The organism is Mariniflexile sp. AS56 (assembly GCF_030552475.1).
In the GTDB taxonomy this organism is placed as follows: domain Bacteria; phylum Bacteroidota; class Bacteroidia; order Flavobacteriales; family Flavobacteriaceae; genus Mariniflexile.
Window position 1 is genome coordinate 1 of record NZ_JAUPED010000028.1, and the last position, 24,976, is coordinate 24,976.

24 protein-coding genes and 1 tRNA gene are annotated in these 24,976 nt (G+C 34.3%); 15 read left to right on the forward strand and 10 right to left on the reverse strand.

What is annotated here, in order from left to right:
* Window positions 1-111 precede the first annotated feature (111 nt).
* The 3 genes from Q5N74_RS18045 to Q5N74_RS18055 all read left to right on the forward strand — a co-directional run bounded on the left by Q5N74_RS18045 (window position 112) and on the right by Q5N74_RS18055 (window position 1,415).
* Entirely contained in the window at window positions 112-573 is a 462-nt protein-coding gene (locus Q5N74_RS18045) for a hypothetical protein (RefSeq protein WP_304390395.1), read from the forward strand.
* Between the two features lie 291 nt (window positions 574-864).
* Window positions 865-1,098 (forward strand): hypothetical protein, encoded by a 234-nt coding sequence (locus Q5N74_RS18050; RefSeq protein WP_304390396.1) that lies wholly within the window; start codon window positions 865-867, stop codon window positions 1,096-1,098.
* A 131-nt stretch (window positions 1,099-1,229) separates the two neighbouring features.
* Window positions 1,230-1,415 (forward strand): hypothetical protein, encoded by a 186-nt coding sequence (locus Q5N74_RS18055; RefSeq protein WP_304390397.1) that lies wholly within the window; start codon window positions 1,230-1,232, stop codon window positions 1,413-1,415.
* A 265-nt stretch (window positions 1,416-1,680) separates the two neighbouring features.
* Here the strand turns inward: Q5N74_RS18055 and groL are convergent, their stop codons facing one another.
* The 7 genes from groL to miaB all read right to left on the reverse strand — a co-directional run bounded on the left by groL (window position 1,681) and on the right by miaB (window position 8,695).
* Entirely contained in the window at window positions 1,681-3,312 is a 1,632-nt protein-coding gene (gene groL / locus Q5N74_RS18060; RefSeq protein WP_304390398.1) for a chaperonin GroEL, read from the reverse strand.
* Between the two features lie 177 nt (window positions 3,313-3,489).
* Window positions 3,490-3,765, reverse strand: coding sequence for a co-chaperone GroES (gene groES, locus Q5N74_RS18065; protein ID WP_304390399.1), 276 nt, complete (start codon window positions 3,763-3,765; stop codon window positions 3,490-3,492).
* A gap of 151 nt (window positions 3,766-3,916) precedes the next feature.
* The gene (gene secG, locus Q5N74_RS18070) at window positions 3,917-4,255 is read right to left on the reverse strand and encodes a preprotein translocase subunit SecG (protein WP_304390400.1); all 339 of its coding nucleotides are present in this window, start codon (window positions 4,253-4,255) and stop codon (window positions 3,917-3,919) included.
* The gene (locus tag Q5N74_RS18075; protein ID WP_304390401.1) at window positions 4,255-5,217 is read right to left on the reverse strand and encodes a hypothetical protein; all 963 of its coding nucleotides are present in this window, start codon (window positions 5,215-5,217) and stop codon (window positions 4,255-4,257) included. The genes secG and Q5N74_RS18075 overlap by 1 nt, the downstream gene beginning before the upstream one ends.
* Window positions 5,218-5,294: 77 nt before the next feature.
* The gene (gene lptE, locus Q5N74_RS18080) at window positions 5,295-5,804 is read right to left on the reverse strand and encodes an LptE family protein (protein WP_304390402.1); all 510 of its coding nucleotides are present in this window, start codon (window positions 5,802-5,804) and stop codon (window positions 5,295-5,297) included.
* Between the two features lie 105 nt (window positions 5,805-5,909).
* On the reverse strand, window positions 5,910-7,175 hold the full coding sequence (locus tag Q5N74_RS18085; RefSeq protein ID WP_304390403.1) for a sigma-54-dependent Fis family transcriptional regulator: 1,266 nt from the start codon (window positions 7,173-7,175) through the stop codon (window positions 5,910-5,912).
* A gap of 71 nt (window positions 7,176-7,246) precedes the next feature.
* On the reverse strand, window positions 7,247-8,695 hold the full coding sequence (gene miaB / locus Q5N74_RS18090) for a tRNA (N6-isopentenyl adenosine(37)-C2)-methylthiotransferase MiaB (RefSeq protein ID WP_304390404.1): 1,449 nt from the start codon (window positions 8,693-8,695) through the stop codon (window positions 7,247-7,249).
* 149 nt (window positions 8,696-8,844) lie between these two features.
* Here miaB and Q5N74_RS18095 point away from each other — a divergent pair, with 149 nt between their 5' ends.
* From Q5N74_RS18095 to gldN, 7 genes are all read left to right on the forward strand, one after another.
* On the forward strand, window positions 8,845-9,612 hold the full coding sequence (locus Q5N74_RS18095) for a hypothetical protein (RefSeq protein ID WP_304390405.1): 768 nt from the start codon (window positions 8,845-8,847) through the stop codon (window positions 9,610-9,612).
* Between the two features lie 136 nt (window positions 9,613-9,748).
* A complete protein-coding gene (topA, locus tag Q5N74_RS18100; RefSeq protein ID WP_304390406.1) occupies window positions 9,749-12,256 on the forward strand; it encodes a type I DNA topoisomerase in 2,508 nt (835 codons plus the stop codon).
* 147 nt (window positions 12,257-12,403) lie between these two features.
* Window positions 12,404-13,570, forward strand: a complete 1,167-nt coding sequence (locus Q5N74_RS18105) for a formimidoylglutamase (RefSeq protein WP_304390407.1) — start codon at window positions 12,404-12,406, stop codon at window positions 13,568-13,570.
* Window positions 13,571-13,725: 155 nt separating this feature from the next.
* A complete protein-coding gene (gldK, locus tag Q5N74_RS18110; RefSeq protein WP_304390408.1) occupies window positions 13,726-15,093 on the forward strand; it encodes a gliding motility lipoprotein GldK in 1,368 nt (455 codons plus the stop codon).
* 95 nt (window positions 15,094-15,188) lie between these two features.
* Window positions 15,189-15,833 (forward strand): gliding motility protein GldL, encoded by a 645-nt coding sequence (gene gldL / locus Q5N74_RS18115; protein WP_304390409.1) that lies wholly within the window; start codon window positions 15,189-15,191, stop codon window positions 15,831-15,833.
* Between the two features lie 50 nt (window positions 15,834-15,883).
* Window positions 15,884-17,446: a gliding motility protein GldM gene (gldM, locus tag Q5N74_RS18120; RefSeq protein WP_304390410.1), complete on the forward strand. Its 1,563-nt coding sequence runs from the start codon at window positions 15,884-15,886 to the stop codon at window positions 17,444-17,446.
* Between the two features lie 141 nt (window positions 17,447-17,587).
* Window positions 17,588-18,478: a gliding motility protein GldN gene (gene gldN, locus Q5N74_RS18125; protein ID WP_304390411.1), complete on the forward strand. Its 891-nt coding sequence runs from the start codon at window positions 17,588-17,590 to the stop codon at window positions 18,476-18,478.
* A 75-nt stretch (window positions 18,479-18,553) separates the two neighbouring features.
* Here gldN and Q5N74_RS18130 read toward each other — a convergent pair whose 3' ends face one another.
* Both Q5N74_RS18130 and Q5N74_RS18135 read right to left on the reverse strand, forming a co-directional pair.
* Window positions 18,554-19,273, reverse strand: a complete 720-nt coding sequence (locus Q5N74_RS18130) for a T9SS type A sorting domain-containing protein (protein ID WP_304390412.1) — start codon at window positions 19,271-19,273, stop codon at window positions 18,554-18,556.
* Between the two features lie 36 nt (window positions 19,274-19,309).
* Window positions 19,310-19,699 carry a hypothetical protein gene (locus Q5N74_RS18135; protein WP_304390413.1) on the reverse strand — a complete coding sequence of 130 codons (390 nt, stop codon included), beginning with the start codon at window positions 19,697-19,699 and terminating at the stop codon, window positions 19,310-19,312.
* Between the two features lie 156 nt (window positions 19,700-19,855).
* Here Q5N74_RS18135 and Q5N74_RS18140 point away from each other — a divergent pair, with 156 nt between their 5' ends.
* Window positions 19,856-20,902, forward strand: coding sequence for an FAD-binding oxidoreductase (locus tag Q5N74_RS18140; protein ID WP_304390414.1), 1,047 nt, complete (start codon window positions 19,856-19,858; stop codon window positions 20,900-20,902).
* A gap of 124 nt (window positions 20,903-21,026) precedes the next feature.
* On the opposite strand, the gene Q5N74_RS18145 is transcribed toward Q5N74_RS18140, so the two are convergent.
* Window positions 21,027-21,416: a DUF983 domain-containing protein gene (locus tag Q5N74_RS18145; RefSeq protein WP_304390415.1), complete on the reverse strand. Its 390-nt coding sequence runs from the start codon at window positions 21,414-21,416 to the stop codon at window positions 21,027-21,029.
* Between the two features lie 85 nt (window positions 21,417-21,501).
* On the opposite strand from Q5N74_RS18145, the gene Q5N74_RS18150 reads away from it, so the two are divergent.
* The 4 genes from Q5N74_RS18150 to Q5N74_RS18165 all read left to right on the forward strand — a co-directional run bounded on the left by Q5N74_RS18150 (window position 21,502) and on the right by Q5N74_RS18165 (window position 24,778).
* Window positions 21,502-23,412 carry an ABC-F family ATP-binding cassette domain-containing protein gene (locus tag Q5N74_RS18150; RefSeq protein WP_304390416.1) on the forward strand — a complete coding sequence of 637 codons (1,911 nt, stop codon included), beginning with the start codon at window positions 21,502-21,504 and terminating at the stop codon, window positions 23,410-23,412.
* 97 nt (window positions 23,413-23,509) lie between these two features.
* Window positions 23,510-24,334: a Two component regulator three Y domain protein gene (locus Q5N74_RS18155; protein ID WP_304390417.1), complete on the forward strand. Its 825-nt coding sequence runs from the start codon at window positions 23,510-23,512 to the stop codon at window positions 24,332-24,334.
* 67 nt (window positions 24,335-24,401) lie between these two features.
* Window positions 24,402-24,584, forward strand: coding sequence for a CPXCG motif-containing cysteine-rich protein (locus tag Q5N74_RS18160; protein WP_304390418.1), 183 nt, complete (start codon window positions 24,402-24,404; stop codon window positions 24,582-24,584).
* A gap of 121 nt (window positions 24,585-24,705) precedes the next feature.
* Window positions 24,706-24,778, forward strand: a tRNA-Met gene (locus tag Q5N74_RS18165).
* The last annotated feature ends 198 nt before the right edge of the window (window positions 24,779-24,976 follow it).

The window sequence follows — 24,976 nt, forward strand, 5'->3', positions numbered from 1 at the left end:
ATACAGCTAATTCAAAAAACTGTATTTTAGTAGAAATATATAAAATTGCAGTAGGTTATTAGACAGACTGACGTTGTAACACATTTGATCAAACCAAGAAAATTAATATTTATGAAGAAAATTTTACCAATTATTATTGTCGGAATTATTACTGGAGCAATCGGATTTTTTGCTGGAAAAACAGTTGGATATGACGAAGCTGAAAGAATGCAAAAATATCGAAGTGTTGAATCTATTAAATCGGACTTAAAAGAACGTGAAATTAAAATCGTTTCGACTCTATTAAACGGAACTGCACGAATTGAGACGCGGAATGAAGGCGGATTTTTTAGCAGTAAAAAATCGAAATATCTGACTGGTAAAATTACTAACAATGCTTTAGTTGCAAAAGCAAAAGATGTGAAAGTAATTGTGACATTTTTATCCAAAACGAAATCGGAAATTGGGAAAGCCGAATTTACTATTTACGAATATATTGAACCTGGAAAGTCGCAATCTTTTGAGAAAAAAGTAAATGTTTCTCAAGATGTGACTGAATTTAGTTGGAATATTGTAAATGCAAAAGCGGAATAAAAACGTGCTACAACAAAGAACTGAAATAAAAAACAAGTCATTTCTTCAAAAATAGGAGGCACTATTATGTTGGGCTTAGAAATTCAAGTAGTTGATTGTCTAAGCTTTTTTTATGCTTTTTTCTCTAATTATTTAAGCAATACAGAAACATAAGTACTTGTTTGCAATGTGCGTGACGAACCACGCCATACTCATACACGAAACGTTGGCAACAAGCTGTGAAACCCGTCCATTCAAGAAAAAAAACAACTGAATTGATAATTTTGTATCTTTGATAAAAAGTCGAATAAAATGAATTTGGAAGCTCGAAAAATAGAATTTGTAAAGGAATTTTTGAAACTTCAAAGTGAAGAAGCTGTATCTCGTCTTGAAAAAATATTAAGAAAAGAAAAGAAAGCGTCAGATGAGCAAATATTCGAACCAATGACTCAAGATGAGTTGAATAAACGAATTGACCAATCAGAATCAGATTTCCGAAACAACCGATTTAAAGGGAGTTCTGAACTTTTAGCTAAATACAAATAATAGCATTGAAAATTATTTGGTCTGAATTCGCCGAAACTCAACTTGACGAAATCTACGAATATTACGAAAAGAAAGCTAGTCCAAGAGTTGCCAAGTAACTTGTAAAAGAGATTATTGACGAGCCAAAAAAGTTGATAAAAACACCTCTAATAGGGCAAGAAGAAGAATTATTAAAACACAGAGAAACTCAATATCGATATTTAGTTTTCAGAAACTACAAACTTATTTACTCTGTAGACAATCAAAACGGATTTATAAAAATCGCTGATGTTTTCGATACTCGACAAAATCCTCCAAAACTTAAGCGTACGAAATAAAGCCAGTTGCCAACAAAGAGCTGAAATAAAAAACAAGTCATTTCTTCAAAAATAGGAGACACTATTATATTGGGCTTAGAAATTTAAGTAGTTGATTTTCTAAGCTTTTTTTCATGCTTTTTTCTTTAATTATTTAAGCAATTTATTAGCCATTGGAATTAACGCGACTCCATTGTTAGGCATAAACCATAACCAAACCCACAAAAAAAACGCCTCAAAATAAATTGAGACGTTTTTTTTAATATTTGTGTATCGAAATTCTCGATTACATCATTCCTGGCATACCGCCACCCATACCACCTGGCATAGCTGGAGCGTCCTCTTTAATGTCAATTAAAGCACACTCGGTAGTTAAGATCATACCTGCAACAGATGCAGCATTCTCTAAAGCAATACGAGTAACTTTTTTAGGATCGATAATACCTGCTTCTAGCATATCTACATAAGTTTCAGACTTCGCATCGTAACCAAACGATCCTTTACCTTCCATTACTTTAGATACTACAACACTACCTTCACCACCTGCATTTTCAACAATAGTACGTAAAGGTGCTTCAATAGCACGAGCTACAATCTGAATACCTGTAGTTTCGTCAAGATTTTCAGTAGCAATTTTATCTAGAACCGATTTTGCTCTTACTAAAGCAACACCACCACCAGCAACAATACCTTCCTCAACGGCAGCTCTTGTAGCATGTAATGCATCATCAACACGGTCTTTTTTCTCTTTCATTTCAACTTCAGAAGCAGCACCAACATAAAGAACAGCAACACCACCAGCTAATTTAGCTAAACGCTCTTGTAGTTTTTCTTTATCGTAATCACTTGTAGTTGTTTCAATTTGCGCTTTAATTTGGTTTACACGCGCTTTAATAGTATCAGCATCACCAGAACCATTTACAATAGTTGTGTTGTCTTTATCAACAGTTACTGTTTCAGCAGTACCTAACATGCTTAAATCAGCATTCTCTAATGTGAAACCACGCTCTTCAGAAATTACAGTACCACCTGTTAAGATAGCGATGTCTTCTAACATAGCTTTACGTCTGTCGCCAAATCCTGGAGCTTTTACAGCTGCAATTTTTAAACCACCACGTAATTTGTTAACTACTAAAGTTGCTAATGCTTGACCATCAACATCTTCTGCAACAATTAATAATGGACGACCAGATTGTGCAACTGGTTCTAATATTGGAAGAATTTCTTGTAAGTTAGAAATCTTTTTGTCGAATAATAAGATGTATGGATTTTCTAAATCAACAATCATTTTATCAGTATCTGTAACGAAGTAAGGAGATAAATATCCTCTATCGAATTGCATACCTTCAACAACGTCTACATAGGTTTCCATACCTTTAGCCTCTTCAACAGTAATAACGCCTTCTTTACCAACTTTATCAAATGCTTTCGCAATTAAATCGCCAATAGTATCGTCGTTATTTGCTGAAATGGAAGCTACTTGCTTGATCATTTCAGAAGAGTTACCTACTTTTTTAGATTGCTTTTCTAAATCTTTAACGATGGCTTCAACAGCTTTGTCGATACCACGTTTTAAATCCATTGGGTTTGCACCCGCAGCCACATTTTTTAAACCTTCTTTTACGATTGCTTGTGCTAAAACGGTAGCAGTTGTAGTACCATCTCCAGCTAAATCATTGGTTTTAGAAGCCACTTCTTTAACCATTTGTGCGCCCATGTTTTCAAGAGGGTCTTTTAATTCAATCTCTTTTGCAACTGAAACACCATCTTTAGTTACTTGAGGGGCTCCGAAAGATTTACCAATAATAACATTACGACCTTTAGGTCCTAAAGTTACTTTTACTGCATTTGCTAATGCATCAACACCACGTTTTAATCCGTCGCGTGCTTCAATATCAAATTTTATGTCTTTTGCCATATTGTTATGCTTTATGCTCTAGGCTCTATGCCATAAGCTATTTTAATTTTTGTTAAAAATTTTTATTATTTCGTCATTGCGAGACTTTTTTAAGTCGTGGCAATCTTTAGATAAGAAGTGCTATTCAAAAGATTACTTCGTTGCAAACTTCTCGTAATGACGTTTTGGAATTTGCAATTAAATAATTGCAAGAATGTCGCTTTCACGCATTATTAAATAATCTTTACCTTCTAATTTAAGTTCGGTGCCAGCATATTTACCATATAAAACAGTGTCGCCAATTTTTACGGTAATAGGCTCATCTTTGGTGCCTTTACCTGCAGCAACAACAGTTCCTTTTTGTGGTTTTTCTTTAGCGTTATCTGGAATGATAATTCCTGATGCTGTTTTAGTTTCAGCGGGTGCAGGTTCGATAAGAACGCGATCTGCTAATGGTTTAATGTTTAATGCCATTTGTGATATATTTTTAAGTTTAAAAAAATGAATGTTAATGGGTATGTACTATTCTAAAAGCGTGCCAATGGTTGATAACTGACAAACTTACAGCAACAAAAAATGCCAACTCGTTTAAAGTTGGCATTTTTTTGTTTTATTGTAGTGCAAATTACTCTGCAGGAGCAGTATTGTTTGCTGGTAATGCAGGTGTTGGTAATGGTTGAGAAGTTGTTGCATCTAAGTCTAAAGCTTTAGAATCTGCACTTTCACCACCTTTGTTAATAGCGACGTTAGATAATAAAATTAACACCAACAATAAAGTTGCTAATGTCCATGTGCTTTTATCTAAAAAGTCGGTTGTCTTTTTTACACCACCTAATTGTTGTGAACCACCACCGCCAAAAGATGAAGATAATCCGCCACCTTTAGGGTTTTGAACCATGATTACTACGATTAGTAAAAATGCTACCACAACTATTAATGCTAAAAATATTGTAAACGTACTCATTATTTCTTGTTATTTTGTTCTTGTAATTGTTCTACTGCCTTAATTTGGTTTGCAAAGAAACTACTTTTTTCTGGATATTTCAAACTTAAAATTTTATAAGATTGAATTGCCTTTTTATAGTTTTTTTGTTCTACATAAATTCGAGCCAAAGTCTCGGTCATTAAGGCCTCTGGTTGTATCATTTGTGCTTCAGCCAAATTTACTTTTGAAGGGATAAATGTATTCGGATTTATTTTCGGGTTTTTATTAATAAATTCTTCAATAAGTTCAAACTTTTTAAGCTTCTCAATGTTTGCAGTGGCTTCCAGAGCGTCCGTTTCCTTTTCTTCGATTGCTTCTTCAACAGTTTCTTCCTCTCTTTCTATAGGTTGTAGGCGTGTTAAATTTAACCACTCATTAAAGGAATGGGTTTCCCTTCTGTTAAAATCAAACGGTTTGCCTAGGTTTAATAGATCGTTCGTATGGGGTTCTTGAGTTTCTCTTACCTCTTTTTTAGCAGTGTTATTTTCAGTTTCCTCTAAAGGAATATCCGTTGTATTTGCTGTTTGCTGTTCTTTTGGTCTAAAAAGGGTGGGGTCTAAAACACCAATGGTTTCCATGAGTTGCTGTTTCAGTTTATCATCAAAAGTGACTTTTTTGTTAACTGAAATATCTTCAACATGAACTGGAATATCTTGTAAATGGGCTGTGTTTTGTTTAATGAATTCTGAAATTTCATTTTGAACAAACACTTCTGAAGTTATAAAATCGAATAAAATACTACGATCTGCTGTATAAGCTGCCGTGGTTTTGAGCTCTTGATTGTATTTAAAACTGCTTTCGTTTTTTAAACCTTTAAGGTATAGGGCGCGTGCCGATTGAAAATAAGGAAATTCATCGATAATAGATTTTACAGCTTCGGTTTGCTGCTGTGTGATGCGTTGCGGTTGCTGAAGTATATGTGTAAAATCGCTGTTATTCATTGGTTTGTGTTCAATTAACAATTAACAATTTAAAAATAACAATTGTTAATTGTCCATTATTAATTTTCAATTGGTTCTTACCACTTAGCTAAAGTCGCATTGAAAATGTCTTGTGTAAGGCGCTCAAAAATCTCTTCGTGTGCAGCTGTTTTTGTGGTTCCAATTAATTGGGAACTTCCTGCGTAGTCGTAAAAGAATGAGAAAGATTGTTCTAAATCATCACCTTCTTTCTTTCTATTGAAAAAACGCACTTTTACGCTTATGGTTAATCTGTTTTGTGCTGCTGTGTTTTGTGATGTGGCGGTGGTTGGTGATACACGGTAATCGGTTATTTCTCCTTCATAAACTAAATCGCCATTAGAGGGTACTAAATTTAAATTTGTTTGATTCTGAATTAAATCTTCCAAAGCTAATTTAAAGTCGCGCTCTAAACCCGGTTCTACTAAAAGTGAATTGTTTTCAAAACGGTTTACTTGGTATGTTTTTACATTGGCAGGAACAGATGCACCCGTGAAAGAATAAATCCCACAACCTGAAAGTAAAAGGGTAAACGAAAAAAGTGAAAAGTAAATTAAAGTTTTTTTCATAGGATTAAAAACACTTTGACAAGCTTAGTGTGATATTAGTTTTTATTAGTGTAAAACGATTTGTTGTTGGTATTGTTGTGTTTTAAATTATTTACCGTTAACTAATTACAAATCGTATTGTTTTATTTTTCGATACAAGGTGCGCTCGCTTATGCCTAATTCGGCGGCGGCCAATTTACGTTTTCCTTGATGGCGTTCAAGCGATTTTTTTATTAATTCTAGTTCCTTGTCTTGCAGCGATAAGGTTTCTTCTTCCTCAATTTCTTCAGCAAAATGGTATTTGTCTAAGGTTTCAGACGTGTTGTGTGTTGTGCTGTGTTCTGGTATGGAAAGCACTTCATTGGTATCGGTATTGTCCTCTTCATATTCAGCATCATCTTCATCATCACCGTAAATTTTCTGAATTAAGCTTTCATTTTTCTTTTCAACATCTTTGGTGTTCCCATTTTTCATGAGTTCTAAAGTAAGCTTCTTTAAGTCGTTCAAATCACCTTTCATGTCGAACAATACTTTGTACAGAATTTCACGCTCGCTACTAAAATCGCTATCAGACTTCGATGTTTTAATAACAGCAGGTAAATTGCTGCCCATTGCTGGTAAATAACTTTTTAGAGTTTCTGCTGAAATAGTTCTGTTTTGTTCTAAAACCGATAGTTGCTCTGCAATGTTTCGTAATTGGCGCACATTACCGCCCCAACGGTGTTTTAAAAGTGTTTGTATAGCCGCATCGGTTAATTTGATGGTGGGCATTTTATATTTTAAAGCAAAGTCGCTCGCAAACTTTCTAAACAATAAATGAATGTCTTCTTGTCTATCGCGTAATGGAGGTAAATGGATGTCTACGGTGCTTAAACGGTAGTATAAATCTTCACGAAACTTTTCTTTTTCAATGGCCTCAAACATGTTTACGTTGGTGGCTGCCACAATACGTACGTTGGTTTTTTGTACTTTACTAGAACCTACTTTTAAGAATTCACCGTTTTCCAGAACACGTAGTAAGCGTACTTGGGTGGTTAATGGTAATTCGCCTACTTCATCTAGAAAAATAGTACCACCATCGGCAACTTCAAAATAACCTTCGCGTGTTTGGGTAGCGCCTGTAAATGAGCCTTTTTCGTGACCGAAAAGCTCACTGTCAATAGTTCCCTCGGGAATGGCGCCGCAGTTTACAGCGATATATTTATTATGCTTTCTGTGTGAAAGTTGATGTATTATTTTAGGAATGCTTTCTTTACCCACACCACTTTCACCAGTAACCAACACCGAAATATCGGTTGGTGCTACTTGTATCGCTTTTTCAATGGCGCGATTTAGTGATGCTGTGTTGCCAATAATACCAAAACGTTGTTTTATAGCTTGAATTGATTCCATTTAATAAATAAAAATTAAAAGTGACTAATTAAAAATGTTGTGCATAAATAGGCGTTTCTTACTATGCATTTTTAATTATTAATTGAATAACCAATAGCTTCCCCAATTAAGGTCGCACTCGTGCTATCTGAAACTTGAACGTTTACAAAATCGCCAATTTTATAGTCACCTTTAGGAAAAACAGCTACTAAACTTTGTTGGGTTCTTCCAGACCAGTGTGCGTCCGATTTTTTAGATTCTTTTTCAATAAGTACTTCAACAACGGTGTTTAAATTTTGTCTGGTTCTAAGACCACTATGCTCTTGTTGAAGCTCTACCATTTCGGCAAGGCGACGTTTTTTATCTGGTTCAGGTACGTCGTCTTCCATTTTGCGTTCAGCCATGGTTCCTGGACGTTCTGAATAGGTGAACATATAACCAAAATCATATTTCACATATTCCATTAAGGACATAGTGTCTTGGAAATCGGCCTCTGTTTCTGTTGGGAAACCAACAATCATATCTTGACTAATCGCGCAATCTGGAATGATACTCTTAATATTATCTATTAATTGCATGTATTCTTCACGCGTATGCAAACGGTTCATTTCTTTTAAAATACGGTCGCTACCACTTTGTACTGGTAAGTGTATGTGGTTGCAAATATTGCGGTGTTTCGCCATAGATTTAACGACATCCATAGTTAAATCTTGTGGATTTGACGTTGAAAAACGAATACGCATTTTAGGTTGTGCAATAGCACATTGGTCTAATAACTTAGCGAAATTTACGGCTGTTGCTTGTTGTAAATCGGAAGCTTTATCGAAATCTTTCTTCAAACCGCCACCATACCATAGGTAACTATCTACATTTTGACCTAGAAGCGTAACTTCTTTGTAGCCTTTGTTTGCTAAATCGTTAATTTCTTCAATAATACTTTGAGGGTCTCTACTGCGCTCACGCCCACGTGTAAAAGGCACTACGCAAAACGTACACATATTATCGCAACCACGGGTTATAGATACAAAAGCAGTAACGCCATTGCTGTTTAAACGTATCGGTGAAATATCGCCATAGGTTTCTTCTTTAGAAAGAATCACGTTAATAGCATCATGGCCTTCATCAACTTCAGCCAATAGGTTTGGTAAGTCTTTATAGGCATCAGGTCCCACAACAAGGTCAACTATTTTTTCCTCTTCAAGAAATTTCGTTTTTAAACGTTCGGCCATACAGCCTAAAACGCCCACTTTCATTTTGGGGTTAATATCTCTTTTTACCGCGTTGTATTTCTCTAAACGTTTACGTACGGTTTGTTCTGCTTTATCACGTATAGAGCAGGTGTTTACCAGAACTAAATCGGCATCTTCTAAATTCTGGGTCGTGTTATATCCTTGGTCGGTTAAAATAGAAGCTACAATTTCACTGTCGCTAAAATTCATGGCGCAACCATAACTTTCAATAAAAAGTTTGCGTTTGTTACCTTCTTTATGTTCTAGAACTAAAGATTCTCCTTGTTTGTTTTCGTCTATTATCTTTTCCATAGGTTGCTGAAACACGTATTTTCAATAAGCATGCAAAGATACAATTAATTTATGCTTTGTGACAAAGTGTCATACTTAAAAATTTATTAAATTTTGAAAATGTGAAAGAAAGCATTTACTTTGGTTGCAATTAATCAAAAAAAACTTGAATGAATACTATTTCAACCTTATTAGATAAAATAGACCGCGCAAAGTCTTTAGATTTTGGAACCATTTTTAATCAATCTATCGAATTGTTTAAAAAAGTCTGGGTGCAAGGCTTAGTCATGCTCTTGTTAACCATGCTTTTAATGGTGCCTTTTTATTTAGTTATGTATTTACCTATGTTGGGAATGGGGTTGATAAGCCCTGAAATGTTTCAGGATACGGAAGCCTTTACACCATTATTTATGGTGCCTGTTGCTGTTTTAGGTGTTTTGTTTTCGTTTTTTGCTATGGTGATTAGTTTTGGTCTGAAAGCGTCTTTTTACAGAATTTGTAAGCTAAAAGATTTGGAAGAAATGGGTTCAGACGATTATTTCTATTATTTAAAGAAACCTTATTTAGGGAAAGTTATAAAGCTGTCTCTGGCTTGTTATGGTATTTCCATTGCTGCTATGCTACTGTGTGTGCTTCCTATTATATATGTTATGGTTCCCATCGCTTTAATGACGGTTATTTTTGCTTTCAATCCAGATTTGTCTACATCTGAAATTGTAAAGGCAGGTTTTAAATTGGGTAATAAAAAATGGTTATTAACCTTTGGTTTAATGTTTGTCTCTGGTTTATTAGCAGGAATAGTAGGTATGTTAATGTGTTGTATTGGTATTTATGTGACTTCGTCGTTTTCGTATTTACCAGCGTACTTTATATATAAAGAATCGGTTGGTTTTGATGAAAAAGAAACAAATCAAGGTTACGGAATGGGTGATGAATAAATGTTGCGTTTTTTGAAAGTGACTGGTTTTTTTATTCAAAATAGAGTCTTATTTATTTAATAAGAAAACAGATAATCCTTAAAAATATGTAGATAAACATTTTTTCACATACATTTGTACCTACAAAAATTGAAATATGGCGAAGAATTTAGTAATAGTGGAGTCACCTGCAAAGGCAAAGACTATCGAGAAATTTTTAGGAAAAGATTTTAAGGTAGAATCTAGTTTTGGGCATATAGCCGATTTACCATCGAAAGAGTTGGGGGTTGATGTTGAAGGTGATTTTAAACCAAAATATGAAGTTTCCAAAGATAAAAAAGCAGTAGTTAAAAAACTGAAGGACTTAGCTAAGAAAGCCGATATGGTTTGGCTAGCGAGTGATGAGGATCGCGAGGGTGAGGCCATTGCATGGCATTTAGCCGAAACTTTAAAATTGGATAAAGACAAGACGAAACGTATTGTATTCCATGAAATTACAAAAACAGCTATTCAAAAAGCAATCGAAAACCCAAGAGGCATTGATTATGATTTGGTAGATGCGCAACAAGCACGTCGTGTATTAGATAGAATTGTTGGTTATGAGTTGTCACCCGTTCTTTGGCGTAAAGTTAAAGGTGGTTTATCCGCAGGTCGTGTACAATCGGTTTCTGTGCGTTTAATTGTAGAACGTGAACGTGATATTCAAAACTTTGTAACAGAAGCATCTTATAGAATTGATGCGGAATTTTCTAATGAAGAAGGGCAAACGTTCAAAGCGAAGTTGCCTAAAACTTTTTCAACTAAAGAAGAAGCGCAAGCGTTTTTAGAGAAAAATGCAAAAGCGACTTTCAAAGTATCCGATTTAGAGAAAAAACCTGCTAAAAAATCACCAGCAGCACCGTTTACAACGTCTACTTTACAACAGGAAGCTTCACGTAAACTATATTTTTCAGTAAGTAAAACCATGACGATGGCGCAACGCCTGTATGAAGCCGGTTTAATTACTTATATGAGAACTGATAGTGTGAACTTATCAGACGAAGCTAGAAATGGCGCTAAAGCGGAAATAGAAAGCGCTTATGGTAATAAATATAGCAAACCAAGAAATTATAAAGGAAAAGCCAAAGGAGCTCAAGAAGCGCATGAGGCGATACGTCCTACCGATTTTGCAATCCATTCGGTAGATATTGATAGAGATCAAGCACGTTTATACGATTTAATTTGGAAACGCGCCATTGCATCGCAAATGAGTGAAGCAGAATTGGAGCGTACCAATGTTAAAATTGCAGCCTCTACGCATAAAGATATTTTTTCAGCTAATGGAGAAGTTATCACCTTTGATGGGTTCTTAAAAGTGTATTTAGAAAGTACAGATGATGAAGATGTTGAGCAAGAAGGCATGCTTCCTGCTATGAAAACGAACGAGACTTTACTAAATAATTATATTACAGCGACAGAGCGTTATACGCGTCCGCCATATCGATTTACAGAAGCCTCTTTGGTTAAGCAGTTGGAAGAATTAGGTATCGGTCGTCCGTCTACTTACGCGCCAACTATTTCAACCATTCAAAATAGAAATTATGTTGAAAAAGGTACGATTGATGGTGTTGAGCGTAATTATTCTCAGCTTACATTAAAAAATGGTGCAGTAAAAGATAATCAACTTACCGAAAAAGTAGGTTCAGATAAAGGGAAGTTAGTACCAACTGATATTGGTATTATTGTAACCGACTTTTTAGTAAATCATTTCGAGCATATTTTAGATTACAATTTCACAGCAAAAGTTGAAGAGGATTTTGACAACATTGCTGAAGGAAAAGAAAATTGGACTAAAATGATGAAAGAGTTTTATCAAGATTTTCACCCACAAGTGGAAAATGTTCAAGAAAATGCCGAAAGAGAATCTGGAGAACGTGTTTTAGGAACCGACCCTAAAACAGGGAAACAAGTAAGTGTACGTTTGGGTAAATTTGGACCTATGGTTCAAATTGGAACGCCAGATGATGAGGAAAAACCACAATACGCCAGTTTAAGTCCAGACCAACAATTAAATAACATTTCGTATGAAGATGCGATGGATTTATTTCAATTACCAAAAAACTTAGGAACCTATAAAGGGGAAGAGGTTGAGGTTAATAATGGCCGTTTCGGACCGTATGTTAAGTTTGGTGACGCCTTTGTTTCTTTACCAAAAGGAGTTGACCCTTTAAGTGTGGAGATTGATGATGCCATCGTATTGATTAAAGAAAAAGAAGCGGCAGACGCTCCTATTTATGTTTATAATGACTTGCCAGTACAAAAGGGTAAAGGGCGTTTTGGACCTTTTATTAAGTGGAATGGTATGTTTATTAATGTAAATAAAAAATACGATTGGGATAATTTATCAGACAGTGATATTGTTGAACTTATTGAAACTAAAATTCAAAAAGAGATTGATAAGGTTATCCATAATTGGGAAGATGAAGGCATTCGTGTTGAAAAAGCACGTTGGGGTAGACATAATGTTTTAAAAGGTAAAATTAAGGTAGAATTAGACAAATCGGTTGATGTGTCTGAAATGACTTTGGATGAAGCTAAAGCCTTAATAGAAGCTAAAACACCTAAGAAGAAAGTCGCCAAGAAAAAAGCGGCTCCAAAGAAAAAGGCAGCTCCAAAGAAAAAATAGGATAAAATCATTAAGTAGAACATCGTAGGCGGTGGTTAGAATTACCATATTTTAGTTTTTTGCACATTATTTTTGTGTAAATCGCAAGTGTGTAGCCACTTTTTCTTACGATATTTGTAATCATGCAAAATAAAACAGTACCTTTAAATGAACTTTAATTTCCTTTCACCTGTTTCAGATGTTGTGCTGGCTCATAATGAGTTACTCTCTGTTCAAGCTTTAGGTAGAAAAATTAGAATTCACTCTGTGCAAAAAGGAATACCCGATTTAGACGGGGTTCGTATTGCTATTTTAGGAGTTCTTGAGAATAGAAATGATATTAATTATATAGGTGAAACGTTTCAGTTAAATGAAATTAGAAAAACCTTTTATGGTCTTTTTCCAGGAAGTTGGCATACTTCAATTGCCGATTTGGGAGATATCAATAGAGGGGAAAGTGTAGAAGATACGTATTTCGCTCTAAAAACAACCATCGCTATTTTAATTAAAAAGAACATCATTCCTATGGTGCTAGGTGGTACACAGGATCTTACATATCCTAATTACCGAGCTTACGACAGTATTATGCCTATGGTAAATATTGTGAATGTAGATTGTAAATTTGATTTAGGCGATTCAACAAAACCTATAAAAAACGACAGTTTTGTGGGGAAAATAATTTTGGATGAGCCTTACAACCTGTTTAATTATGCTACCGTTGGCTACCAAACATATTTTAATTCGCAAGAAGAAAAAGATTTAATGGATGGGCTTTATTTTGAGTCTTATAGATTAGGCGATGTGTCTAAAGATATTACCTTGGTTGAGCCTGTAATGCGTGACGCCAATATTGTAAGTATTGATTTGGGTTCGTTAAAAGGCTCTGAAGTAAGTTTGAATCAAAAGTTTTCGCCCAACGGGTTAGATGGTAAAGAAATTTGTGCCATTGCACGTTATGCAGGTATTAGTAATAAGGTGAGTTCTTTTGGGATTTACGAATATAAACCATCAAAAGACGACGATATTACCTGTATGTTAGTGTCACAAATGTTGTGGTATTTTATTGAAGGTGTTAATTTTAGGGTGAAGGACGATGATTTTACAGATCACAGCAGTTATCAAAAGTTTATAACTCTGGTTGAATCTCAAGAATTAGTGTTTTATAAAAGTAATAAAACTGGGAGATGGTGGATTGAAATCCCTTTTTTAACAGAAATTAATAATAAATTGAAGCGGCATACGTTATTACCTTGCATGCATCAAGATTATCTCGATGCATGTAATAATTTGGTGCCGGAACGTTGGTATAAAGCGTTTCAAAAGAATTGTGTTTAGAGTAAAAAGCTGTTTAAAAGTACATTTCATCGATTAAATGTTATTTTTTTACGATGAAATGTAATTTTTTCATCAAAATAGTTGTTTTTTTAAAAATATATAAATATGTTTACGCTTTGAAAAAAGAAGCTTAAATAATTAACCTCAAGTTTTCTATGAATATGAAGAAGTTTATATTGTTAACCGCAGTTTTAGTATTGTTAGCCAGTTGTGGTTCAAACGATAAGGGCGAGTTAGTAGGTGTTAAAGGAAAAAAATGGCATCCAGAGAAGCCATATGGTATGGAATTAATTCCTGGTGGGGCGTTTATTATGGGTAAGGCAGATGATGATTTGGCTGGAATTCAAGATGCGCCGGCTAAAACGGCTACAGTGAGAGCCTTTTATATGGATGCAACAGAAATAACAAATAGCGAATACCGCGAGTTTGTAAACTGGGTTAGAGATTCAATTGTAAGATATAGACTTGCTGTTTTAGCAGATGAGGTTGGAAAAGTGCCAGAAGATGGAGGTATTGGTGAATTTGCTTTTAAGGATGCAGATACAGCTAATATGTCGGTTTACGAAAAGTACATGTTTGAAAACTATACAGGTTTAGGCCCAACAGGATATGAAGGAAGAAAAATTAATCGTAAAGTTGATTTAGTTTTCGATACTGCTGAATATCCAGATGAGTATTATGCTGAGGTTATGGATACTATGTATTTACCTTTGGAAGATTCTTATAACGGACAACGTACTTGGAATGTTAAAAAATTCAAATTTCAATATAGCCATATGGATATCCAAGAGGCTGCAAGAAATAGAGGTGTTAAACGTAGAGACGTTATCATAAAAGAAGAAATTGAAGTGTATCCAGATACTGCGGTATGGATTCGTGATTTTGCTTATTCGTATAATGAGCCTATGCATAATGATTATTTTTGGCATGATGCATATAGCGAATATCCTGTAGTTGGAATTACTTGGCAACAAGCAAAAGCATTTTGTGAGTGGAGAACCATCAAGAAGAATGGCTACCAAAAATCTAGAAAAGGAGTTGCTGCGGTAAATAGATTTAGATTACCATCTGAAGCTGAGTGGGAATATGCCGCTAGAGGAGGTCTTCAAGCTGCAACATACCCTTGGGGTGGCCCTTACACTAAAAGTGATAGAGGGTGTTTTATGGCAAACTTTAAACCTGTAAGAGGTGATTACGCAGCAGATCAAGCATTATATACTGTTGAAGCAAAGTCTTACGAGCCTAATGATTATAATTTATATAACATGGCAGGTAACGTTTCAGAATGGGTAAATGCGTCGTACGATCCATCATCTTACGAGTATACATCAACCATTAATCCAAGTGTTAACGATAAAAACAATCAACGTAAAATTGTTAGAGGTGGTTCTTGGAAAGACGTAGCATACTTTTTACAAGTAAGCTCAAGAGATTACGAATATGCAGATTCTGCAAGAAGTTATATTGGTTTTAGAACAGTGCAAGATTACATGGGGACACAAGTAACTAGCGGAAGAAACTAATAAAACGATTGAATTTAATCAAATCAAATCAATAATAAATTTAACCTATTAATTAACCTACTTAAGTATTTTACTTAAATTAAAAATCAAAAATTATGGCAAAGTCAAAAGCAAGTAAGAAGTTCATGAACATGGCTTACGGATTAGGAGCGGCAATTGTAATCATTGGAGCTTTATTTAAAATTACACACATGGAATTTGGCCCATTAAATGGGAATGCATTATTAACTATTGGTCTTGTGGCCGAAGCAATTATTTTCGCATTATCAGCATTTGAACCTGTGGACAATGAATTAGATTGGTCTTTAGTATACCCTGAATTAGCTGGAGGAGCCGTTTCTAAAAAAGAAAAAGTAGGAGAAACTACTACAGACGGAATGTTATCTAAAAAATTAGACGAGTTATTAAAAGACGCTAAAATTGATGGCGAATTAATGGCAAGTTTAGGAGAAAGCATCAAAAACTTTGAAGGTGCAGCAAAAAATATGTCATCAAGTGCAAATTCTATTGAAGCTTCTAAAAAATATGGTGAGGAATTATCATTAGCAGCAGCACAAATGGAATCATTAAATAGCTTATATAAAGTGCAGTTAGAAAGCATTAGTAAACAAGCAACTATTAATGAAGAGTCTGTAGAAAATGCAGCGAAATTGAAGGAACAAATGCAATCTTTAGCATCTAACTTATCATCATTAAATGGCGTATACGGTGGTATGCTGTCTGCTATGAACAAAAACTAATTAGGAGTTAATCCCAAATTTTAAAAATTAACCAAAAAACCTAATTAGACATGGCAGGAGGAAATTTATCACCCAGACAGAAAATGATTAATCTGATGTATTTAATATTTATAGCGATGCTAGCGTTAAATATGTCGAAGGAAGTGCTTTCAGCATTCGGATTAATGAACGAAAAGCTTACAGAATCTAATGAAGCTACAAGCCAAAGAAATACGGCTTTCATGGCAAATTTAGAGCAAAAAGCTTCAGATCAACCAGAAAAATATGTATCCTTAAAATCTAAAGCAGATCAAGTTGGCGCATTAGCTGCAAAATTTGATAAGTATATAGAAGAATTAAAGGGTAATATGGTTGCTAAAATAGAAGACCCTACAGATTACGAAGTGATGGACAAGGGAGACTATCTTGATGAAAATTTCTTTAAAGGCGGAAAATTAAAACCTGCTGGTGAAGAGTTTTTAGCTCAAATGGAAGCATACAGAAATGGCGTTGCTACTATTTTAGCAGACGAAAGTGGTATGCAAAGCGTTGTTAAAGATGTTAAAGAAAAATTTAATACTGACGATGTTGTAAATAGAGATGGTGTTAAACTAAGCTGGTTAAACTACCATTATAAAGGCTTTCCTTTAGTGGCATCGTTAACTAAAATGACACAACTTCAAGCAGATATTAAAACAACTCAGTCTGAAGTATTATCAACTATGTTACAAGGTACACTTGCTAGCGAGGTGTCTATGACTAACTATACGACCTTAATGGAAACTTCTAAATCTGCTTATTTTAATGGTGAGCAATTTGATGGCCAAATCGTATTAGGTCGTAAAGATGCTTCTACAAAGCCTAGTAGAGTAGAATTGAAATTAGATGGTAGAAAACTTACGGAGAAAGAATATTCTATCGAAGATGGAAAAGTTAAATTAAAAATAGGAACAGGAAATCCTGGAGAACACAAAATTGAAGGAAGTTTATTTTTCTTAGAAGATGGAAAAGAAACGCCTGTAGCTGTAAGTTCTTCATTTGCAACTGTACCTAAACCAAATGCAGCAACTATTTCTGCTGATAAAATGAACGTAGTATATCGTGGTGTTAAAAACCCTATGACTATTTCTTTCGCTGGTATTCCAGATAATAGCGTAACAGCTTCTGGTCAAGGTTTATCAAGATTAAATGGAAGTAAATATATTATGGATGCTACCAGAGTTCAAGGTAGAGAAGTAACTATTAATGTTACAGGTAAATTACCTGATGGAAAACCTGTAAGTGATAATGCGACTTTTAGAATTAAAGATTTACCAAAACCAACTGGAACTATTAGAGGTGAAGACGGTGCTATACAAATGCAACGTAACGCGCTTGATATTTCAACAGTAGGAGCTAAGTTTGATGATTTTGATTTCGAATTACCTTTAATTGTAACAGGATTTAAATTTAAAGTACCTGGGCAACCAACCATTGATGTAAATGGAAATAAGCTTGATAGTAGAGCTAAATCGGCCTTACTAAAAGCGAAAAGAGGAACAGATGTTCAAATATTTGATATTGAAGCTAAAGCAAGCGGTGTGAGCGTGATACTTAAAAAAGTATCTCCAATCATTATTGAGCTTACAAACTAAAATATTAAATAAGCATTTTGTTAATTCTCTAGTGATTAAAAATATATAAGAAGATGACGTATCCTTATTGAAATGGACTTCGAGTCGAGAAACAATAAGGATATGGCGTGTGACCATTGAAATAACAATAAAGATAAGCACATGAAATTAAAAAGTTTTTTGTTAACCGTTACAACTGTTTTAACAGTGTCAAGCATATTTGCTCAAGCTAATATACTTAACGCTAAAAATCCTGATGAAATTGGGGTTAGAACAGCTGCTCAAAAGGCCGTAGATAATGATAGACCGTTAGAATATGGCTATGTAGACGACAGGGATATTCTGTTTTCTAAAATGACTTGGGAAAAGGTTATTTTAGATGAACGTGCTAATTTCCCATTGTACTATCCAATCGATACCAATAACATTGGTAGTGATAGACGTTGTTTGTACGATGTGCTTATGAAAAGTATTAAAGAAGGTAAAATAAAAAACATTTATGATGATTCTTATTTTAAAACAAAACGTACTTTAAAAGATATTGAAGCGGCATTAGTGAAAGTTGATACTACAGAATTAGGTATTGAACAAATTAATGCAGGTGAAGAATTATCAGCAGAATATATCAATAGAAGAGATATTACTGCTGCTGATATTACTGAATACCACATAAAAGGACTTTGGTATTTCGATAAGCGTCAAGCTGAAATGAAATACAGATTGTTAGGTATTGCACCAGTATCTCCAGATGTTAACTTTATTGATTCTGAAAATCCAGATCTAGTTGAATTATTTTGGATATTTTTCCCAGATGCTAGAACGGTATTACACGAAGCTAAATCTTTCAATAACAAGAACAGTTCCATGCCATTTTCATTCGATCACGTGTTGAATGCAAGACGTTTTCAAGGTTATATTTATAAAGAAGAAAATGTACAAGGCGATAGAGCTATTACAGAATACGTAGCAGAAAATGCTTTAATGCAATTGTTAGAGTCTGAAAGAATTAAAGAGAAAATTAGAGATTTTGAATTAGATATGTGGACATATTAATTTCAAATATCCTTATAAAATAAAAAAGCCCACTTTAAGTGGGCTTTTTTATTTTAACAAGATTGCGAGAACTGTTTAATTCTTAATTATTTTTCTAGAAATTGTATGCCCTTCAGTAGTATGAAGGTTTAAGAAATACACGCCTCTATTTAAAAAGTCTATATTAAAATGAGTGTCTTTGGTCGAGAATACTTTGGCTCCAAGTACACTATACAGCTCAATAGCGTTTATAGTGCTTCCTGAACTTTCTATAGTAAGGTTTCCTTGTGTTGGGTTTGGAAAAATATTAATTTTAGTTTCTGTTAATTTGAATGATTCCTGACTTAGGGTGATTGCGCTATTGTAATTATAAGCAGTTCGGTTTGAGCTGCTGTTTGTACTTAATAATTTATTATAATACGGGATGCCTTCAATGATGTATTCCAATCCTGTTTTGTCTTTAAACGGGTGTATGAATTCAGACATCAGTTTACTCGTGTCATAAACGTAATTTTCAATAAAAGTAGTGCTGGCATAAGTTGTTTTTTCACTTGTTCTATTACCATTAACCACGGTGTATTCTATTTTTTCCTGTTCATTCCAGGTAGAAGTCGTTGTGTCCCAACTTTCATAAGTTTCAAGAACTAAGTTGTTATTGCTATCATAAACATATAAATCTCTATCTGCAATTACCCAACCGCTACCGTTCCAGTCTTCAATATCAATTTTTTCAATTTTATTATTAGTATTGTAAATTACGGTAGACTTATCACTTGGAACCCAATTGGCACCATCCCAGTTATAACCATAAGCCAAATCTATTTTTGTTCCATTATAGGTAAGGGTGCTCTTTCAGTCGTTTTTCCATGTGCTATTTTCCCAAAATTGATCTATAATTTCGGTAATGTCGCCATTCCCGTTATAGTTGTAATGTGTTCTGTAGCTATCTTCAAATTGACTGGTAATGGAATTCCAATCTTGGCCTAATTCAAGAGTAGCTTTATTATTAGCATTGTAAGTATACATGTATTTATATGCGTTTTCCCAGTTACCAGTTGTAGAATTATAATTAAATTGAGTTTCACTAATAAGATTCGCACTTGCGTCATACTCATAATTGTACCCGGAAATTAATTTCCAACTAGTGCCATCATTGTATTCTTCAGTTGAAGATAACAATTTAGTTTGCGCTTGTAGAGTCATAGAAAAAACAAGCAGACTTAAAAAAGTAATGTTTTTCATAATCTTAGTGTGTTGATTTGCACAAATTTAATCAATATTAAAACCATATAAAATACCTAGTAATAGGTATTTGTTTGATTTACAGGTTGTTTGAGTTTGTGTGAGACGTACTATTGAAGCCTATAATAAGATTATAAATGTTACTATCTTCGCAACATGGAGGAAGTAGATTATATCGTAATAGGAAGCGGCTTAGCAGGTATTAGCTTTTGTGAGCAACTAAGAGCGAACAATAAATCGTTTGTGGTTTTTGATAATGCATCACAACAATCGTCGGCAGTTGCAGGCGGATTGTATAATCCGGTGGTTTTAAAACGTTTTACAGCGGTTTGGAAGTGTAAAGAGCAATTGGACTTAGCGTTGCCCTTGTACGCTGAATTAGAAGCTCTGTTAGGGGTTAAATTGGATTATAAAATACCAGTGTATAGAAAATTCGCATCGTTAGAAGAGCAAAACGACTGGTTCACGGCGTCTGATAAACCGATACTTTCTGAATACCTTTCTCCAAAAATCATTAAAGATAATAATCCTTTTATTGACGGGGCTTTTGGTTATGGTGAAGTATTGGGTGCAGGACGTATTGATGTGAAAGTATTAATTGATGCTTACAAATCCTACTTAGTACAGCATGGCTTGTTTAAGGACTCTGTTTTTAATTATGATGATTTAATATTAGAAGCGGACGCTGTTCAATATGAAAATATAAAAGCAAATCACATCGTGTTTGCTGAAGGTTTTGGGGTGCATAAAAATCCATTTTTTAAAGCGTTACCTCTGGTGCCAGCAAAAGGGGAACTGCTAACTATAAAGGCGCCCGATTTAAAAATAGATTATGTTTTAAAAGCAGGTGTGTTTTTAATTCCGTTGGGAGCTGATTTATATATTGTTGGTGCGACTTATGAGTGGAAGGATTTAAGTGGTACAGTAACAGAATCAGCCAAAGAGGAGCTTTTAACCAAACTTAAAAAGTTAATAAGTTGTGAATTTGAAGTGGTAAATCAAGTAGCAGGCATTCGGCCTACAGTAAAAGATCGACGCCCGTTAATTGGTGCACATGCCGCACATAAAAACATGTTTGTTTTAAATGGTTTGGGTACACGTGGTGTTATGATAGGGCCTTATGTGGCAGAACAACTTTATCGTTTTATTGAAAATGGAACGCCTTTAGAAAAAGAAATTGATATTGCCCGATTTAAACTTTAAATAAGTTTTTAAGTTGTTATTGAATTCGGAATTACGGATATTAACTATTTTACTGAATATGAAAGCCGCTTGGTTTTCAATTGCAATGAAAATTTACCGCCTCCTTTGAAGAATCCTCAAAGGTTTACATTTTTGTTTTAGCCAATGTTTTGTCGTAATGCATGAAAAAGTTGATCCAAATATTTCTGGAAAGTCGCATGATTACAGGCATAAATGCGATTAAAGTACCAACAATGGTTATAAAAACAATATCAATATGAGCCTTAAAAATAACATACGAAATTACAAATGCTGCTACAGCAAAGGCAATCCCTAAGGCGTAACTAACATACATGGCGCCATAAAAAAAAGAGGGTTCAATTTTGTATTTTGTGCCGCAATTACCACAAGTTTCGTGCATGCTTAATGCTTCAGAAAGGATGTAGGGATTCTTGTTTTTAAACATAGATTCCTCATGACATTTAGGGCAAGTACCTGTTATAATACTATATAATTTTGAGCCTTTTTTAAACATATAATTTAACGTACTTTTGCAATTGCAATTACAGAACAAAAATAGGGTTTAATAATACAAATTCTGTAGCAAAAGTTACAATTCTATGATGAACATTCATAATTTATCGATTTCATTTCAAGGCGAATACTTGTTTGAAGATATTACATTTAAACTGGTTAATGGCGATAGGGTAGGACTTATTGGGAAAAATGGCGCAGGAAAATCGACCATGCTAAAAATTTTATCGAAAGAAATGGAGCCTGATACGGGTCAAATTGCTGCGGATAAAGAACTTAAAATTGGATTTTTAAAACAAGATATTGATTTCGTTTTAGGGCGAACGGTTCTTGAAGAAGCATACGAAGCGTTTATAGAAATTAAACAATTGGAAGCTAAAATGGATGCCGTTAATACCCAAATGGCAGAGCGTACCGATTATGAAAGTGAAGGCTACCACCAATTGATGGTTGATATTAACGACCTTCAGCACCAATATGAAATTTTAGGTGGTTATAATTACCAAGGTGATACTGAAAAAATTCTTCAAGGCTTAGGTTTTAAACGTGAAGATTTTGGGAAACTAACAGATACGTTTTCGGGTGGTTGGCGTATGCGTATTGAGCTAGCTAAGTTATTGCTTCAAAATAACGATATTTTACTACTGGATGAGCCTACCAATCACTTGGATATTGAATCTATTATTTGGTTGGAAGGGTTTTTAAGAAATTATACAGGCGCTGTGGCTATTGTGTCGCATGATAAAATGTTTTTAGATAATGTTACGAATCGAACTATTGAAATTTCTTTAGGACGTATTTATGATTATCCGAAGCCATACACCAAGTATTTGGTATTACGTGAGGAGTTGAGAACACAACAGTTGGCATCCCAAAAAAATCAGCAAAAGCAAATAGAGCAAACCGAAAAGCTTATCGAGAAGTTTCGTGCGAAAGCATCGAAAGCAACCATGGCACAATCTCTAATCAAGAAATTAGATAAGATTGATAGAATAGAGGTTGACGAAGATGATAACAGTGTGATGACGCTTAATTTCCCGGTATCTATTACTCCTGGAAAAGTGGTGGCTGAAATGGATAAAATTTCAAAGAATTATGGCGATAACCAGGTTCTTAAAAACGTAGGTTTATTAATAGAACGCGATAGTAAAACGGCTTTTGTTGGGCAGAATGGACAAGGTAAATCTACCCTAGCGAAAATTATGGTGGGCGATATAAAGTACGAAGGTCATTTAAAATTGGGGCATAACGTTCAAATTGGCTATTTCGCACAAAACCAAGCAGAGTATTTAGATGGTAGCAAAACCGTACTTGATACTATGATAGATGCTGCAAATGAAACAAACAGAAGTAAAGTACGTGATATTTTAGGGTCGTTTTTATTTAGAGGTGATGAAGCTGATAAATATGTACGTGTCTTGTCTGGGGGTGAACGTAACCGTTTGGCCTTAGCAAAATTAATGCTTCAACCGTTTAACGTGTTAATTATGGATGAGCCAACAAACCATTTAGATATCAAATCTAAAAATGTGTTGAAAGAGGCTTTGAAAAAATTTGAAGGCACCTTGATTTTAGTATCTCACGATCGTGATTTCCTTCAAGGACTTACCAATAAGGTTTATGAATTTAAAGACCATAAATTAAAAGAGTATTTAGGTGATATCGATTATTATTTAGAGCAGCGTAATGTTGAAAATTTACGGGAAGTTGAGAAACGAACCGTTGTAAAAGTGGCTCCTAAGGAAAAGAAGCAACAAAGTTATGATGACCAAAAGAAAATCAAATCTCTAAATAATAGATTGAGTAATGTGGAAGCCGAAATTAATAGGTTAGAGCGCGACATCAAAAAGATTGATTTAGAACTTGAAACTAACTATGAAACGGTGACTTCGAAGCCTAATTTTTTTGATAAGTATCAAAAGTTGAAATCCGATTTACAAGAATCTATGGATAAATGGGAAGTCGTTCAGCTTGAAATCGAGCAGTTTGTCGAGTAGCGTTTGTTAAATTTTAGCGTATTTCAACGAATAAAATAGTTTTTCATCGGGTTTGGGGTTATATTCGTACTAGAATTAATCCCAAATTTATTCAAGCATGAAAACTTTAAAATTAATAGCTCTAACTTTTTTTATTACAGCCTATTCGTTTGCTGATGTATCCCTTAGTGAAAAGGATGCGTTAATCGCGCTTTATAATACGACTAACGGTAGCGATTGGAACTCCAAATGGGATATGAATACACCCATTAATACGTGGTACGGTGTTAAAGTAGAAAACAATAAAGTTGTAGAACTGAATCTTCAGTTTAATAACTTACAAGGAACACTACCTCAAGAAATTGGAAACTTAGTTTTTTTGAAGAAAATTAACTTAGGGTTTAATAAATTAGAGGGAACACTTCCATCTTCAATAAAAAACTTAAAAGAATTAACGTCCCTAGAATTATTTATGAATCAATTTGAAGGCAACATTCCTTCAGAATTGGGAGACTTAACGAAATTAGAATCTTTGCAATTATATAGTAACAAGTTTGGAGGCGATATTCCTGAGGTTTTAATGAATCTTAAAAACTTAAAAGAACTTTTATTAGGGAGCAATTTTTTAACAGGAACCATTCCAAGTGATATTTGTGTGTTAAGTAAACTTGAGAAATTAAGTTTAATGGATAACAAATTAGAAGGTGAAATTCCTGTAGAAATGGCAAAACTTACTAATTTAGAAGAACTTATTTTATCTACAAACCAACTTACAGGCGATTTACCTTTGGAGTTTATGAATTTAAGAAAACTAAATACCATCATGGTGAGCGACAATAATTTGAACGAAGATTATAAAAGCTATTCAGGTAAAAACCTACCTAGCTTAATGCAAATGGAAATGCAAAACTCTACTGCGATATTAGATATTGAAAAAGAATAAATATATTTCTTATTGAAATTAAAACAGCCAACACTTGTGTTGGCTGTTTTTGTTTTATATTTAAAGGATGTTAGAACACTATTTTACATGTCCATATTGTTGGGAAACGATATCCATGATGTTGGATAATTCGGTTTCTAAACAGGTATATATTGAAGATTGTGAGGTTTGTTGCAATCCAATTGAGCTTTCTGTAATTTTTTTTAATTCCGAATTGCAAGATTTTCAAGTAGATAGCATTGAACAATAATATTTTTTAATTTTATGCTTGCAGGATTTAAAAAGGGTTGTATATTTGCAGTCCGAAACAATTTGGTCGGTATTATGAGCCGAAAGTTAATAGCTAAGAAAACTGTTTTTGAGATTAAAATCGCGGGATAGAGCAGTAGGTAGCTCGTCGGGCTCATAACCCGAAGGTCACTGGTTCGAGTCCAGTTCCCGCTACTAGTAAAATCAAGCCTTCACAGAAATGTGGAGGCTTTTTTTATGTCTTGGGTACAACATAGGTACAACATTCTGCTGTTTTCCTTTTCTAATAACAATTAGTATTATTTGCCATTAAATGGGATCAAGTCATATTTCTGGGGAGCCGTATAAATTATGCATATAATTTAGTTAATCTATAGAGAAAGAACTTGACAT

Bases quoted from the DNA above. Each gene is read 5' to 3' on its own strand.
- Q5N74_RS18045 (WP_304390395.1), top strand. From the start codon at position 112: ATGAAGAAAATTTTACCAATTATTATTGTCGGAATTATTACTGGAGCA.
- Q5N74_RS18050 (WP_304390396.1), top strand. From the start codon at position 865: ATGAATTTGGAAGCTCGAAAAATAGAATTTGTAAAGGAATTTTTGAAA.
- groL (WP_304390398.1), bottom strand. From the start codon at position 3,312: ATGGCAAAAGACATAAAATTTGATATTGAAGCACGCGACGGATTAAAA.
- groES (WP_304390399.1), bottom strand. From the start codon at position 3,765: ATGGCATTAAACATTAAACCATTAGCAGATCGCGTTCTTATCGAACCT.
- secG (WP_304390400.1), bottom strand. From the start codon at position 4,255: ATGAGTACGTTTACAATATTTTTAGCATTAATAGTTGTGGTAGCATTT.
- Q5N74_RS18075 (WP_304390401.1), bottom strand. From the start codon at position 5,217: ATGAATAACAGCGATTTTACACATATACTTCAGCAACCGCAACGCATC.
- lptE (WP_304390402.1), bottom strand. From the start codon at position 5,804: ATGAAAAAAACTTTAATTTACTTTTCACTTTTTTCGTTTACCCTTTTA.
- Q5N74_RS18085 (WP_304390403.1), bottom strand. From the start codon at position 7,175: ATGGAATCAATTCAAGCTATAAAACAACGTTTTGGTATTATTGGCAAC.
- miaB (WP_304390404.1), bottom strand. From the start codon at position 8,695: ATGGAAAAGATAATAGACGAAAACAAACAAGGAGAATCTTTAGTTCTA.
- Q5N74_RS18095 (WP_304390405.1), top strand. From the start codon at position 8,845: ATGAATACTATTTCAACCTTATTAGATAAAATAGACCGCGCAAAGTCT.
- topA (WP_304390406.1), top strand. From the start codon at position 9,749: ATGGCGAAGAATTTAGTAATAGTGGAGTCACCTGCAAAGGCAAAGACT.
- Q5N74_RS18105 (WP_304390407.1), top strand. From the start codon at position 12,404: ATGAACTTTAATTTCCTTTCACCTGTTTCAGATGTTGTGCTGGCTCAT.
- gldK (WP_304390408.1), top strand. From the start codon at position 13,726: ATGAATATGAAGAAGTTTATATTGTTAACCGCAGTTTTAGTATTGTTA.
- gldL (WP_304390409.1), top strand. From the start codon at position 15,189: ATGGCAAAGTCAAAAGCAAGTAAGAAGTTCATGAACATGGCTTACGGA.
- gldM (WP_304390410.1), top strand. From the start codon at position 15,884: ATGGCAGGAGGAAATTTATCACCCAGACAGAAAATGATTAATCTGATG.
- gldN (WP_304390411.1), top strand. From the start codon at position 17,588: ATGAAATTAAAAAGTTTTTTGTTAACCGTTACAACTGTTTTAACAGTG.
- Q5N74_RS18135 (WP_304390413.1), bottom strand. From the start codon at position 19,699: ATGAAAAACATTACTTTTTTAAGTCTGCTTGTTTTTTCTATGACTCTA.
- Q5N74_RS18140 (WP_304390414.1), top strand. From the start codon at position 19,856: ATGGAGGAAGTAGATTATATCGTAATAGGAAGCGGCTTAGCAGGTATT.
- Q5N74_RS18145 (WP_304390415.1), bottom strand. From the start codon at position 21,416: ATGTTTAAAAAAGGCTCAAAATTATATAGTATTATAACAGGTACTTGC.
- Q5N74_RS18150 (WP_304390416.1), top strand. From the start codon at position 21,502: ATGATGAACATTCATAATTTATCGATTTCATTTCAAGGCGAATACTTG.
- Q5N74_RS18155 (WP_304390417.1), top strand. From the start codon at position 23,510: ATGAAAACTTTAAAATTAATAGCTCTAACTTTTTTTATTACAGCCTAT.
- Q5N74_RS18160 (WP_304390418.1), top strand. From the start codon at position 24,402: ATGTTAGAACACTATTTTACATGTCCATATTGTTGGGAAACGATATCC.